Here is a 14820-nt window from a genome sequence, read left to right as displayed (position 1 = left end):
ATACGTGAAGGACTTGCGAGTAACGACCTAATTTAACCGAGCTACTGACACCTTGAATGCCAGACCCGGGGCCGCCGCCCACATGTCCCTTCATCTTAACCAACAATGTCAAAGAGCTGAACGCCCCAACCCGGATCTCACGATCCAGGCCCAAACGATCCAACAACCAAAGACGAAAGCATGGGCTCCAATCCTAGGACTGGATCCGATACCTTCGATTAAGGTCTTAACCTCACTCCCGTTTTCGCGGGATCGGCCTTGCGGCGTGTGAGGATCCGGCAACCGAACCGAGGTGGTTCGCTGCCGGAGGCGGGGATATAGGGAAGGGGTTCTGAGCGGTCAACAGCTAAAAACGCGATTTTTCGACTTCGGATCAGCATTCGGCAAAATAGTTCCGGACATTCTCCTCCCGATCACCTTTTTCGCGGAACGCCGCTCCCCTGAGACCGCTGCGAGGGCGGTCCGGACACAAGTGAGCGCCGCGCGCCGGTGCGCACGGCCTCGACTGCGTTCGAACATCGGGCAGAGTTCGTGCGAATCGGAACCGCACTCCGCCAGCCACTCAGCCGGAACATGCGATAGATCGACATCGATCGCGCAGGGGCGAGGCGGTGGCATATGATAGCGCCCTCGCTCGCACCGTACGCGCGGCGTTCCTGCGCGTTAAACAGCACGCACGACGCAGCCCCCGCTTCCATCGTTCCGTCCCCGCCTTTCAGCCCGGATAAAAATTCTTCGCACCAATTCCTATCGAATGAGAGGACATTAGGCGAATCGCGTGCAGGAGGTGCCAATGTCGCTCAAATTGCTGGATAGCGTTCCCGACTTCACCCAGGATTCCACGATCGGGCCATTCTCCTTCTACGAATGGGCAGGCACCGACTGGGTGGTCCTGTTTTCCCACCCCAAGGATTTCACGCCGGTTTGCACGACCGAGCTCGGCGCGGTCGCGCGGCTCAAGCCGGAATTCGACAAGCGCGGCGTGAAGGTGGTCGGCCTGTCGGTCGATCCGGTCGACCGGCATCACGCCTGGGCGGAGGATATCGCCCGGACTCAGGGGGTCGCGCTGAATTTCCCGCTCATCGCCGATCATGACCGCCGCATCGCCGGCCTGCTTGGGCTGATCCACCCCAACGCGTCGGACACCGCCACGGTCCGCAGCGTGTTCGTGATCGATCCCGCTCGCAAGGTCCGGCTGACGCTGACCTATCCGGCCTCGACCGGGCGCAATTTCGACGAGATCCTGCGCTCCATCGACAGCCTGCAACTGACGGACCGGCACAAGGTGGCCACACCTGCCGACTGGCAACAGGGCGAAGACGTGATCATCCTTCCCTCCGTCACCGACGATGCGGCCAGGGCGCTCTTCCCGCAGGGTTGGACCGAGCACACGCCTTATCTGCGTACCGTGGCTCAACCGCAGGGCGCAGATTGATGCCGTGCCGTGCCCGGAAAAAGTTCGCATGACGACTTTCACGCGCCGCTGGACCAACGCAGGCGATTGCGTGGCGAAGCCGGTAATCGGCGTGCTGTGCTGCAACGAAGTGTCGGAGCGCCCGATCCAGGCGGTCGCCACGCGGTTCATCGAGCCGCTGGTCAGCCATGCCGGCGTCACCGTGGTGCTGATCCCCGCCGTGGCCAGCGCCTGCGACGCGGCGTCGCTGGTCGGGCGCCTCGACGGACTGTTGTTGACCGGCTCGCGCTCCAATGTCGCCGCCTCGCGCTATGGCGCGCCTTGCGCCGGGGATGCGCTGCTCGACGAACAGCGCGACGAAGTCGCGCTCGAACTGGCCGGGCGGATGATCGAAGCCGGCAAATCCGTATTCGGCATCTGCCGCGGCCTGCAGGAGTTGAATGTGCTGTTCGGAGGCACGCTGACCGGCGACCTGGGCGACGAACATCACCGTCCCGCCGACGATGGCACGCCTTATGAAGCGCTGTTCGACCATTATCATGACGTGGATCTGGCCCCTGAGGGCGTGCTCGCCGCCACCACGACCGAGCGCCGCCTTTCGGTCAATTCGATTCACCGCCAGGGGATCGATCGGCTGGGCGGCGGATTGCGGATCGAGGCGGTTGCCGCAGATGACGGGCTGGTCGAAGCCTTTTCGGCGCGTCCCTGCGGCGGTGATGTGCTCGCGGTGCAATGGCATCCCGAATGGGATGGCGGGCGCAGCATCGCCAGCCGCGCCTTCTTCGGGTTGATCGGCCAGTCCCTTGCCACCCAGCGCCAATGAGCCGCCACACATGACCGGGTCGCCCGCGCGGCTGCCCTTTGGCGGTCAGGTGATCCTGGGCATGGCGGCCGGCATCGCGCTCGGTTTTGTCGCCCGGTCGCTCGGCGATGGCGGGACGCCCGGCGCGCTGGGCGAAACCTTGCGGATCGTCGGCGAAATGTTCGTGCAGCTGTTGAAGGTGCTGGTTCCGCCGCTGGTCTTCACCGCGATCGTCGCCTCGATCGCTGCGCTCCGCACGCTCGACAATGCGGCGCGGCTCGTCACGGGCACCTTGTTGTGGTTCGCCATCACGGCGCTGATCGCAGTGACGATCGGCATCGCACTCGGCCTGATCGTCCAGCCCGGCCTGCACGCCGGGGTCGATTCGCTGGCCGCGACTCGCCCGGACACGACAGGCTCCTGGCTGGATTTCCTGCGCGGGCTGGTGCCGGCGAATATCCTCGGCCTCAATGCCACCACCACCCTCACCAATGGCGTGCCGAAGACGGTGCTGTCGTTAAACATCCTGCAGGTGATCGTCGTAGCGATCGCGATCGGCGTGGCGGCGGTGCGAATCGGCGACGCCGGCGCGCCGTTCCTCGCGCTCAACGCCTCGGCGCTCGCGCTGTTCAGGCGCATCCTGCAATGGGTGATCCGCCTGACTCCGATCGGCAGCGCGGCGCTGCTCGGTAGTGCGATCGTACGCTATGGCTGGACGTCCCTGTCGGCGCTCGGTGCCTTTGCGGGCGCGATCTATCTCGGTCTCGCGCTCGTATTGCTGGTCGTCTATCCGCTGTTGCTGCTGACGCATGGCATCGCACCGCGTCGGTTCTTCGCGGCTGCCTGGCCGGCGATCCAGCTCGGCTTCGTCTCCCGCTCCTCGATCGCGACCCTACCCGTCACCGAGGCGGCGGCCGAAACGCTGGGCGTGCCGCGCAGCTATGCGGCATTTGCCGTTCCCTTCGCCGCCACGACCAAGATGGACGGCTGCGCCGCGATCTACCCGGCGATCGCCGCCCTGTTCGTCGCGCAATATTATGGGATCGCGCTGCATCCGACTGATTATCTGCTGATCGCCCTGGTCTCTGTGCTCGGCTCCGCGGCGACCGCCGGGCTCACCGGTGCGCTGGTGATGCTCACCCTCACCTTGTCGACCCTCGGCCTGCCCCTGGAGGGCGCCGGCCTGTTGCTCGCCATCGATCCGATTCTCGACATGGGCCGCACCGCGGTCAACGTTGCCGGTCAGGTGCTGGTGCCGCTCATCGTTGCGCAACGGAACGCGCTGCTTGAGAGCGACTCGTCCCTACCCGTCGTCGCGGGAAACGCGGGCCTGCTCGGCCACTAACGCAAAGCTGGCGAATCACCATCGAATGACCGCCGGTCGAAGCGCTTCAACGCGGGTTGTGCCCCTGCGCCAGCCGCGCATCAGGCATATCGCACTGCGGCAATTCATGCTGCGTGCGCTAACATGAATCGGCCTGCGGAAGGCAGTTCAACAAACAGGGTTCATTTTGGTTTTATCGCCCGCAAATTCGTCACGCGATCCCAGTTGACAACGTCAGACACTATGGTAGCGTTACCATCGAGCAGCACGATGTTTGCTCGCTAAAAACAGTGCCGGCAGCCGCAAGAGCGTGCCGATCAGGAGGGGTGAATATGAAAAGCTTTGGCCGTTCGTCTGCGCTTGCGCGTTCCACGTCCGCGATCGCGGTTGCGGTGTGTCTGATGGTGCCGGGAGCGGCACTGGCGCAGGCTGACCCGGGTTCCCAAACTGCCGCCGACTCGCCCGCCGACACCGCCGAGCAGGACATCGTCGTCACCGGCATCCGCGCCAGCCTTGAGCGTTCGATCGCGATCAAGCGCGACTCGGCCGGCGTCGTGGATGCGATCTCCGCCGAAGACATCGGCAAATTTCCCGACACCAACCTGGCCGAGTCGCTGCAGCGCATCACGGGCGTGTCGATCAATCGCACCAACGGCGAAGGCGCCTTGGTCACGGTCCGCGGCTTCGGCCCGAACTACAATCTGGTCACGCTGAATGGCCGCACCCTCGCAACCTCGGTCGTCTCCGTCGTCGGCGGCGACCAGAATTCCGATGGCGCGCAAGGCACCAGCCGCTCCTTCGACTTCTCCAACCTCGCCTCGGAAGGCGTGAAGACGCTCGAAGTCTACAAGACGGGCCGCGCCGCCATCCCATCGGGCGGCATCGGCGCGACGATCAACGTCGTCTCGCGCCATCCGCTCGACGGCGCGTCGGGCCTGTCCGGCAGCATCGGCGCCAAGGCAGTCTACGATACCAGCGTCAACGACTGCCTCGACTGCGGTTCCAAGGTCACGCCCGAGGTTTCCGGCGTGCTCAGTTGGAGCGACCCCAGCGATACCTTCGGCGTCTCCGTGTTCGGCAGCTATCAGAAGCGTAACTACACTTCGATCGCCGCCACATCGAACAACTGGAATATCATTCCGTACAGCACCTTCCTGAGCGGCGGCTTCGCCCGTGGCGGCGGCGTCTGCCCGTCGGCCACGCCAGGGCCCAATTGTACGGTCGTCAACAACGCGCCGACCAACGCCAACCAGCTCGTCGCGATCCCCAATGACAGCCGCTATCACTATGCGGAGGGCTCGCGCGAGCGTTTCAATGGCCAGGCGGTCGTGCAATTCCGCCCGACCGACACAATCACGCTGACCGCCGACGCCCTTTACGCGCAGAACAAGCAGAAGGAGATCCGCTCGGATCTCTCCAACTGGTTCAGCCGGCCGTTCGACGTGGTCACGTTCGACGGCAACCCCACTGTCGCCACGGCGACCTATCTTCACGAGACGCTGGGCGGCACCAAGGACGAGGGCTTCGAGGCGCAGAATCGCGCGCAGCGCAGCAAGCTCCAGGATTACGGCCTTAACGCGAAATGGGACATCGCCGAGAATTTCTCGCTGAACCTCGATGGCCATATCAGCAAGTCGTCGAGCCGGCCGGACAATCCGAACGGCAAGAGCTCGACCCTGGTCGGCATGGGCGCCAACGTCGTGTCGGCTCACTCAGTTGATTATAGCGGCGGGATTCCGCAGCAGATCATCACGATCGGCAGCGGTGGCAATGGCCAGCTCGACATCAACGATGTCGGGTCGCAGGTCGGCCGCACCTTTGCGTCGACTCAGGACCAGACGGTCAAGGAAGGCCGCGCTGATTTCGGCTGGGATCTCGGCGGCGGCAGCCGGTTCGATTTCGGCGGCAATTATCGCACCGCCAACATGCACCAGACTTTCCTCGCCACGCAGCAGACGCTGGGCGACTGGGGCATCACCAATCCCGGCGACGTGCAGCAGCGCGCACCGGGCGCGCTGCAGGCCTTCTGCCTGATCTGCAAATTCAACCAGTATAACCCGGGCAATGATCCCAACTCGCAGCTCGCGTTCCGCGGCAATGCGTCCGATATCTATTCCATCCTGTCGCCTTATTATGTCGGGCTGGATACGGGCGCAGCCAAACCCCATGCAGTCGGCGTCACCAACAACCAGGACAACCGAGTCAAGGAAACCATCTGGGCAGCTTACGGCCAGATGACCTGGTCAGGCGAGATTGCGGGCCGCAAGGCGAGCATGGTCGCCGGCGTGCGCTATGAGAACACCAAGACGACATCGACCTCGCTGGTTGCCGTCCCGGCGGCGATCAACTGGGTATCGGACAACGACTTCACCGTCGTCATCTCCAACCAGAACAGCTTCCTCACGGACAAGGGCAGCTACAACAACCTGCTGCCGTCCTTCGATTTCAAGATCGAGCCGATCGACAACCTGATCGCCCGCTTCTCGTTCAGCAAGACGATCGCCCGGCCGAACTACAGCGATCTGTTCACCGCCACCACGGTGGGTGGACCGCCGCGCCCGATCAACAATGGCGGCGTCCCCAGCGGCAACACAGGCAACGCCCGGCTCTCCCCGCTGACCTCGGACAATTTCGACATCTCGCTTGAATATTATTTCAAGCCGGACAGCTATGTCTCGATCGGCCTGTTCGACAAGCGGGTGCATAACTTCATCGGCCGCGGCCAGTTCACCAGCGATCTGTTCGGCCTTCGCGATCCCAGCTCGGGTGCCCCAGGCACCCGCTCGGGCTCGGCCAAGACCGCGCTTCAGGGTCTCGGCGTCGATACCAGCGACGAGAATCTGTTCGCCATGACGGCGCTGATCCAGCAGACCGGTTCGGTGGCAGCGGCGACCAGTCAATTCAGCGCGAACTACGATACAGTGAACCGTCGCCTGAACACGGCCTATCTCCAGAACATCAACAACACGCTCGACGTGACTGCGAACGCAAGTGATCCGCTCTACCAGTTCCAGGTTTCCCGCCCGATCAACAACAAGGACGCGAAGATCTGGGGCATCGAGGTCGCCGGTCAGTATTTCCTTGGAAACACCGGGTTCGGCGTCTCGGCCGCTTACACGATGGTCCGGGGCGATGTCGGCTTCGACCTCGGTGCGAGCCCGAGCGAGGATCAGTTCGCGCTGCTCGGGTTGAGCGACACGTTCAACGCTACGCTGATCTACGACAAGAACGGCCTCTCCGCCCGGCTTGCCTATAACTGGCGCGACAAGTTCCTATCGGGGATCAATCGCCAGGACTCGCGCAATCCGGAGTTCACGGCGCCGTTCGGCCAGCTCGACATGAACATCAGCTACGATGTCACGCAGAACATCTCGGTCACGCTGGAAGGGCTCAACCTGCTCGAGGAAAGCGTCCGTACCTATGCCCGGGCCAAGACCGAGCTGTGGTACGCGCAGGAGCTGGACCGGCGCCTGATGCTCGGTGCTCGCTTCAAGTTCTGACCGGAAACATCCGTTCGGGAGGGGGAAAGGCCGCTGTTCGCAGCGGCCTTTTTCCTCTGGGGCGGGTGCCGCTCCAGTTGAGTGGGCCGGCGCTTTGATCCATCATCGCCGGCTGGAGACGAGACGCATATGAGTCTGGGCTGGAATCGCGCATGACCAACAAGGTGCTGCTGAACAATGTCGACCATCCGGACGTGCGGGTGATCGCGCGCCAGGGGGCAGAATTCGGCGACAGCGTCAATCAGGTGCTGGTCTTCCCCACCGAGTTCGAGGAGGTCCAGCGCGAATATCCGATCTTCTTCCGTCGGGACGAGGCCGGCGCACTGTACGCGATCGCGCTGCTCGGGCTCGACCGGGACGAGAATCTGTTCCTCGACGCGAGCGGCTGGCGCGGCCGGTACGTTCCTGCCGTGTTGCAGCGCGGCCCCTTCCTGATCGGGCGAAAGGGCGGCGAGGCGGACGGCGAGCCGCTGATTCATATCGATCTGGATCATCCCCGCGTCAGCGCGTCCGAGGGCTTGCCGTTGTTCCTGCCGCATGGCGGCAACGCGCCCTATCTCGAGCATGTCGCTGGGGTCCTGCGCGTCATCCATGCCGGCGCCGAGGCAGCCGCCCCGATGTTCGCCGCGTTCGAGGCGGCCGGGCTGATCGAGCCGATCTCGGTCGAGATCGAGCTCAGCGACGCCAAGAAATATGTTCTGCCGGACCTCTTCGCCATCGGCGGCGGCGCGCTGGCGAAGCTCGATGCGGCGCAGCTCGATCGGCTGAACCGCGACGGCTATCTTGGGCTGGCTTTCTACGCCGCGGCGTCGCTCGGCAATGTCAGCCGGCTTATCGACCTGAAGAACCAGAAGACAGGAGCCGATTGAGGAATCGGCGTGCGCGCAGGATGAGGATTACAAGAACAACCACTGTCATCGACGGGCTCGCAGCGGGCGAGATACCGCTCGACGCGTTGATGGCGGCGCAACAGCCGGCAATCCTGAAGGGCGTCGTCCGCGATTGGCCGCTGGTCCAGGCCGGCCTCGAATCTCCGGCCAGCGCGATCGCCTATCTCAAGTCCTTCTACCGGGGGAAGCCGGTCGTCGGCTTTGCCGGCCAGCCGGAGATCGATGGCCGCTTTTTCTACAATGACGACGCCACGACGATGAACTTCGATGCCGGCCGCGTGCTGCTGGACGACGTGCTCGATCGCATCGCGGCGCAGCCGGCGGGCGAGCCGGCACCCTCCTTTTACGTCGGCTCGACTGACCTCGACACCTATCTGCCAGGTCTCCGGCAGGAAAACCGCCTCGCGCTCGGCGACGCTGCATTCGGCGGTAACCCGCCGATCGTCAGCATCTGGATCGGCAACCGCACCACTGCCTGCGCGCATTACGACATGTCGAACAACATGGCCTGCTGCATGGTCGGCCGGCGGCGCTTCACGCTGTTCCCGCCCGAGCAGGTGGAGAATCTCTATCCCGGCCCGCTCGAGCCGACGCCCGGCGGGCAAGTGATGAGCATGGTCGATATCAATGCGCCGGATCTCGATCGCTATCCGCGCTTCGCGGCGGCGGCGGCCGCCGGTCAGGTGGCCGAGCTCGAACCGGGCGATCTGCTCTTCTATCCGGCCCTGTGGTGGCATCAGGTGGAGGCGCTCGACGGCTTCAACGCCATGATCAACTATTGGTGGAACGCCGCCCCCGCCTTCATGGACACGCCGCAGAACACGCTGCTGCACGCGCTGCTCAGCCTGCGCGACCGGCCGGCGCCGGAGAAACAGGCCTGGCGCGCGCTGTTCGATTATTATGTCTTCGGGCCGGCCGACCGCGCCGCCGCGCATCTGCCCGAAGCGGCGCGGGGCAATCTCGCGCCGCTCGACGAGATCAGCGCGCGACGCCTGCGCGCCACATTGCTCAATCGCCTCAACCGCTGACCTCGAGGGAAGAGACTTGGACAAGCCGATCGTGAAGAAGGTCGTGATCGCCGGCGGCGGCACCGCCGGCTGGCTCGCCGCGGCAGCGCTGGTGAAGCAGCTTGGCGGCCTGCTCGATATCACCCTGGTCGAATCCGACGAGATCGGGACGGTCGGCGTCGGCGAATCCACCATTCCCACCACCCGGGCGTTCCACACCCTGATCGGGGTCGACGAGCAGGCGTTCATGCGGGCCACCGGATCGAGCTTCAAGCTGGGCATCCGCTTCGAGCATTGGGGCGCGATCGGCGATCGCTATATCCATTCGTTCGGCACAATGGGGAAATCGACCTGGATGGCCGATTTCCACCATTTCTGGCTGGAAGGACGGGCCCGGAGCGTGGCCAGCGAGCTTGGCGATTATTGCTTCGAACTTCAGGCTGCCCGGGCCGGCAAGTTCGCCACGGGGCCGGATGCCCAGATCAGCTATGCCTATCATCTCGACGCCGTGCGCTATGCGCGCTTCCTGCGCGAGAGCTGCGAGCCGGCCGGCGTGCGGCGGATCGAGGGCATGATCCGGGAAGTGCGGCAGCATCCGGAAACCGGTTTCATCGAAGCGCTGGTGCTCGACTCCGGCGAGGTCGTCGAAGGGGATCTGTTCCTCGACTGCACCGGGTTCCGCGCCCTGCTGATCGAGCAGACGCTCGAGACCGGCTATGACGACTGGAGCCACTGGCTGCCCACCGACAGTGCCTATGTCGTCCAGACCAAGGGCACGGGCCCGGCCGTCCCCTATACCAAGGCGATTGCGCACGAGGCCGGGTGGCGCTGGGAGATTCCGCTCCAGCACCGCATGGGCAACGGGTTCGTGTTCAGCAGCGCGCATATGGAAAACGACACCGCGCGGGCGCAGTTGCTGCGCGATATCAAGGGCGAGCCGCTGTTCGATCCGCGGCTGATCCGGTACCGCACCGGGGGCCGTCGCCAGGTCTGGAACAAGAACTGCATCGCGCTGGGGCTGGCGAGCGGGTTCATCGAGCCGCTCGAATCCACCAGCATCCATCTCGTCAAGATCGCGGTGACACGGCTGTTGAAATCCTTCCCGTTCAACGGCTTCGACGATGCGCTGATCGATCGGTTCAACCACCTGTCACGCCGCGAGCTGGAAGGCGTGCGGGATTTCATCATCCTCCATTATCACCTCACCGAACGCGACGACTCCGCGTTCTGGCGGCAGTGCCGGACGATGGATATCCCGGACTCGCTGGCGCAGCGCATCGCCTTGTTCCGCGAGAACGCCCAAGCCTACCAGGATTCGGACGAGCTCTTCCGCGTCGATTCCTGGGTGCAGGTCATGCTCGGCCAGCGGGTCCGGCCGCAGGGCTATCATCATCTCGCGCGCATGATGCCGCCCGGCAAACTCCAGCTGGCATTGGCGGACATCAAGGCCAATATCGCCGGCGCCGTCGCGAAGATGCCTGCCCACCAGGAATTTCTCGACCGCTATTGCCCCTCCGCCGCGCCGGACGGCTGAGCCGGGCGCTCAGTCTGCCGGTTCGGGATGGCGGCGATTGTGGCGTGCCGACCACCAGATCGACAGGCCGATCAGCACCGCGCCGATCAGGCCGGTGATCACCTCCGGAACCTCGAAGCGCGCCGAAATCAGCATGATCGCCGCGAGCGCGAGGATCGCCCAGAAGGCGCCATGTTCGAGATAGCGATATTCAGCGAGCGTACCCTTGTCGACCAGCAGGATCGTCATCGACCGCACGAACATCGCGCCGATGCCGAGCCCGAGCGCGATCACGAAGACATTGTTGGACAGCGCAAAGGCCCCGATCACGCCGTCGAACGAGAAGGCCGAATCCAGCACGTTGAGATACAGGAAGCCGGCGAGGCCCGAGCGCACCACCGTGCCGGTCACATCGGGCTCGAGCAGCGAGTTGATCGCCTCGACCAGAATGAAGGCCAGCAGACCGAAGATGCCAGCTACGATCAGGGTCGCGCCCTCTTCCGGCGACAGCGTCCGCGATATCCCGTACAGGGCAAGCAGGACCAGCCCGATCTCGAGCGCGTTGATCGAGCCGAGGCGCGCGAGGCGCGATTCGATCATCGCGATCCAATGCACCTCCTTGTCCCGGTCGAAGAAGAATTTGAGGCCGACCATGGCCAGGAAGGCGCCACCGAAGCCGGAGATGCCGATATGCGCGCCAGTGATGATGCGCTCATATTCGGCCGGGTTGGTCGCGGCGAGCCGGACCGTGTCGATCGGGCCGAGCCCCGCCGCGATCGCCACGATCGCGAGCGGAAAGACCACGCGCATGCCGAACACCGCGAACGCGATGCCCCAGGTCAGGAAGCGCTTGCGCCACACCAGATCCATGTCGCGCAGCACCGTCGCGTTGACGACCGCATTGTCGAACGACAGCGAAATCTCGAGCACGCCCAGCACCAGCACGATCCACAGGGTGGCGATCAGGCCACCGATCGTCCCGGTGGTCGTCCAACCGAGCCAGGCCGCCAGGATCAGGCAGACCAGCGTGAACCAGGATGCGCCCTTGAAGTAACTGAACATCGATTCGCAGCTTTCCCACTTTGCCCCGGACACCGGAGCGACCCCCACCCGGCGAATGCCCGAGCGGATGCCCTGTGTCCCGGAAATAATCTCAATCCCGGTCAAGCGCGCGGCAATTATTGCGCTTGGCCGCTCGGGTCCGGAGCCTATAACGGCCGTCCACACCCGCACCAGCCGGCCCGCCGGCACCATTTTCTCGGATCGGCGTTACCTCAAGGCACATGATCAAGGTCGCCAGCTACAATATCCACAAGGGCGTCGGCCTCGATCGCCGCCGCGATCCCAACCGCATCCTCGACGTGTTGCGCGAGATCGACGCCGACATCATCGCGCTGCAGGAGGCCGACCGCCGCTTCGGCGCAAAGGCGGGGGTGATCCCGCTCCACGCGCTTGAGGAACACAGCCCCTGGAAAGCCGTCCCGCTCGGAATGCACGCGGGCAGCATGGGCTGGCACGGCAACGTCCTGCTGATCCGCAAGGATTCGGTCCTGCTGGATTGCGAGCCGATCCACCTCCCCGCGCTCGAACCGCGTGGCGCCGTGATGGCGGACGTACGGGCTGACGGCGTGCCGATCCGCATCGTCGGCATGCATCTCGATCTGTCCGGCCTGTGGCGTCGCCGCCAGGCTCATTCCATCCTTGCCCATGTCGATGCGAGCGTCACCCGGCGCCCGACCGTGCTGATGGGCGACCTCAACGAATGGAGCGCTCAATCCGGCTGCCTGCGCGATTTCGGCCGCGACTACAGCTTCGCCCCGACCGGCCCGAGCTTCCATGTCCGCCGTCCCGTCGCCCGGCTCGACCGGATCATGGTCTCGGCCGACCTGCGCGTCGCCGATTGCGGCGTCCACCATAGCGCGACCGCACGCAAGGCATCGGATCATCTGCCGATCTGGGCGATGGTCGAGGTGAAATGAGACCCGTGGCCACCCACCCGGCACGGTCGATCCACTGATGCGCGAGAAGGAAATCCGCCTCGCGCTCGTCTGCTATGGCGGCATCAGCCTTGCCGTCTACATGCACGGCATCACCAAGGAGATTTGGCGCCTCGCCCGTGCCAGCCAGGCCTTTCACAAGGGCGAAACCCCGGCGAGCGGCAGCCAGGGCGTCTATCGCGACCTGCTCCAGGAGATCCAGGACGAGACCGGGCTCAGGATGCGCGTGCTGGTCGACATCATCGCCGGCGCCAGCGCGGGCGGAATCAACGGCGTGTTCCTCGCCCAGGCGATCTCGACCGGCCAGTCGCTCGAACCCCTGACGCAATTGTGGCTCGATTCGGCTGACGTCGAGGCACTGATCGATCCGGAACAGGCCCCATCGAGCCGGCTGTCGAAATTCTGGGCCTTGCCGATCGCCTGGATGGCGGCGCGGCGCAGCGCGCAGGATATCGACGAACTGGTCGAGGCCGGCGCGCGCGACGAGGTACGGTCCAAGCTGTCGCATTTCGTCCGGTCGCGCTGGTTCGAACCACCTTTTGGCGGCGCACTGTTCTCCGGCCTGATCCTGGACGCGCTCGACGCCATGGCGGCCGCTCCGCGCGGCGCGCGGCTGCTGCCCGATGGCCAGCCTCTCGACCTGTTCGTCACCGTCACGGATTTCCGCGGCCACCCCGAACGCCTGACTCTCAATTCGCCACCCGAGGTGGTGGAGACCGAGCACCGGCTGGTCGTGCCGTTCAGCGATCACGGCTTCGCGACCGATACGCTCGCTCACCCGGCCGAGTTGACCTTCGCCGCCCGCTCGACCTCCAGCTTCCCCGGCGCCTTCCCGCCCTTCATGGTCGGCGAACTCGACAAGGTGCTCGAGCAGCGCAAGGTCGCCTGGCCGAGCCGCGCCGATTTCCTGAAACGCATCCTGCCGCGCCAGTTCGCCGCGAATGCCGCCGATCACGCCGTGCTGATCGACGGATCGGTGCTCGCCAACGCGCCCTTCCGCCCGGCGATCGAAGCGCTGCGGGAACGGCCGGCACGCCGCGAGATCGATCGGCGCTTCGTCTATATCGATCCCTCGCCCGGGGCGAAGATCCATTTCGGCTCCTCCAACGTAGAGGCGCCGGGCTTTTTCCAGACGATCCTTGGCGCGATCTCGGAGCTGCCGCGCCAGCAGCCGATCCGCGACAATCTCGACGATATCGCGGCGCGCTCGCGCACGATCGAGCGGATGCGAACGATCGTCGCGAGCATCCGGCAGGAGGTCGAGAGCCAGGTCGAAGACCTGTTCGGCTACACCCTGTTCCTCGATTCGCCCACGGTCGGGCGCCTCGCCAACTGGCGCGCCCGGGCCCAGGCGGCCGCCGCGAAAAGCGCCGGCTATGGCTATGCCGCGTACGGCCATCTCAAGATCGCGGGGGTGGTCGAGGCGATCGCCTCGCTACTTTACGCTGCCGGCGCCGAGCCCGGCCCGCAACGTTGGGAACGAATCCGCAGCCATATCGCCGATGCGGTCAGCGCACGGGGCTTCGACGATCTGAAACCCAGCTTCTCGGATGGCGCGAGCGCCACGACGATCGGCTTCCTGCGCTCCTATGACCTCGGCTTCCGCATCCGCCGCCTGCGCCTGCTCGCACGCCGCGTGAGCGAGCTTGAAGGCGAGCATGAGGAGGCCGAGCTCGCCCCTATCCGCGACGCGATCTACGATTCGCTCGCCGACTATCTCGAATGCAAGCGTACCGAGCGCCATGCGCATCTCTGCAAGGAAGTCCGGTCGTTGCGCGGCGATGCCGGCCCGCTGCTCGACAGGTTGGCCGAATCGCTCGACCTGAAACGGCTCGATACGGCGACCGAGGAACGGCTCGCCACAGCCTTTACCGGCCTCGCCCGCGCGGTGAAGCGGCCGATCCTGCTGACCTATCTGGGCTTCCCCTATTTCGACGTCGCGACGCTGCCGCTGCTCCAGGGAGAGGGCCTGGACGAATTCGATCCGATCAAGGTCGATCGCATCGCGCCGGACGATGCGAAGTCGATCCGCGGCGGCGGCGCCGAAGCCACGCTCAAGGGCATCCAGTTCAACGCGTTCGGCGCTTTTTTCAGCCGCGCCTATCGCGAGAACGACTATCTCTGGGGCCGGCTGCACGGCGCCGAGCGGATGATCGACATCGTGCTCTCCTCGCTCACCGGCAATGCGCGCCTGAAGCCCGGGCGCGTCGCCGCGATCAAGCGCGCCGCCTTCCTCGCGATCCTCGACGAGGAGGAGCCGAAGCTGACGGCCATTGCCGCGATGATGGCGTCGCTGCGCAAGGAAATTGGCTGAGGCTGGTCAAAGCCGCGCGCGAGGGCTAGCTTCAGGCCTGATTGGTCCGACACCGGAGA

The 14820-nt window shown here is 64.9% G+C and carries 10 protein-coding genes; 9 read left to right on the top strand and 1 reads right to left on the bottom strand.

The window, feature by feature from the left end; all coding sequences use genetic code 11:
• Nucleotides 1-793: 793 nt before the first annotated feature.
• From U1769_RS24710 to U1769_RS24680, 7 genes are all read left to right on the top strand, one after another.
• The gene (locus U1769_RS24710) at nucleotides 794-1435 is read left to right on the top strand and encodes a peroxiredoxin (RefSeq protein WP_332720828.1); all 642 of its coding nucleotides are present in this window, start codon (nucleotides 794-796) and stop codon (nucleotides 1433-1435) included.
• Between the two features lie 28 nt (nucleotides 1436-1463).
• Nucleotides 1464-2237, top strand: coding sequence for a gamma-glutamyl-gamma-aminobutyrate hydrolase family protein (locus U1769_RS24705; protein WP_332720827.1), 774 nt, complete (start codon nucleotides 1464-1466; stop codon nucleotides 2235-2237).
• 10 nt (nucleotides 2238-2247) lie between these two features.
• A complete protein-coding gene (locus U1769_RS24700; protein ID WP_332720826.1) occupies nucleotides 2248-3561 on the top strand; it encodes a dicarboxylate/amino acid:cation symporter in 1314 nt (437 codons plus the stop codon).
• 311 nt (nucleotides 3562-3872) lie between these two features.
• Complete coding sequence (locus U1769_RS24695; RefSeq protein ID WP_332720825.1) at nucleotides 3873-7040, top strand: TonB-dependent receptor; 3168 nt, start codon at nucleotides 3873-3875, stop codon at nucleotides 7038-7040.
• 152 nt (nucleotides 7041-7192) lie between these two features.
• A complete protein-coding gene (locus U1769_RS24690; protein WP_332720824.1) occupies nucleotides 7193-7909 on the top strand; it encodes a SapC family protein in 717 nt (238 codons plus the stop codon).
• Nucleotides 7910-7929: 20 nt separating this feature from the next.
• Complete coding sequence (locus tag U1769_RS24685; RefSeq protein ID WP_332720823.1) at nucleotides 7930-8958, top strand: cupin-like domain-containing protein; 1029 nt, start codon at nucleotides 7930-7932, stop codon at nucleotides 8956-8958.
• Between the two features lie 16 nt (nucleotides 8959-8974).
• Nucleotides 8975-10471 carry a tryptophan halogenase family protein gene (locus tag U1769_RS24680; protein WP_332720822.1) on the top strand — a complete coding sequence of 499 codons (1497 nt, stop codon included), beginning with the start codon at nucleotides 8975-8977 and terminating at the stop codon, nucleotides 10469-10471.
• Between the two features lie 9 nt (nucleotides 10472-10480).
• On the opposite strand, the gene U1769_RS24675 is transcribed toward U1769_RS24680, so the two are convergent.
• Complete coding sequence (locus tag U1769_RS24675; protein ID WP_332720821.1) at nucleotides 10481-11512, bottom strand: DUF475 domain-containing protein; 1032 nt, start codon at nucleotides 11510-11512, stop codon at nucleotides 10481-10483.
• Between the two features lie 221 nt (nucleotides 11513-11733).
• Between U1769_RS24675 and U1769_RS24670 the strand changes: the two genes are divergently transcribed.
• Nucleotides 11734-12429 carry an endonuclease/exonuclease/phosphatase family protein gene (locus U1769_RS24670; RefSeq protein ID WP_332720820.1) on the top strand — a complete coding sequence of 232 codons (696 nt, stop codon included), beginning with the start codon at nucleotides 11734-11736 and terminating at the stop codon, nucleotides 12427-12429.
• Nucleotides 12430-12466: 37 nt separating this feature from the next.
• Entirely contained in the window at nucleotides 12467-14761 is a 2295-nt protein-coding gene (locus U1769_RS24665) for a patatin-like protein (protein WP_332720819.1), read from the top strand.
• The last annotated feature ends 59 nt before the right edge of the window (nucleotides 14762-14820 follow it).

The organism is Parasphingomonas zepuensis (genome assembly GCF_036663735.1).
Lineage (GTDB): Bacteria > Pseudomonadota > Alphaproteobacteria > Sphingomonadales > Sphingomonadaceae > Sphingomonas.
This window is presented reverse-complemented; position numbering and strand designations above follow the sequence as displayed.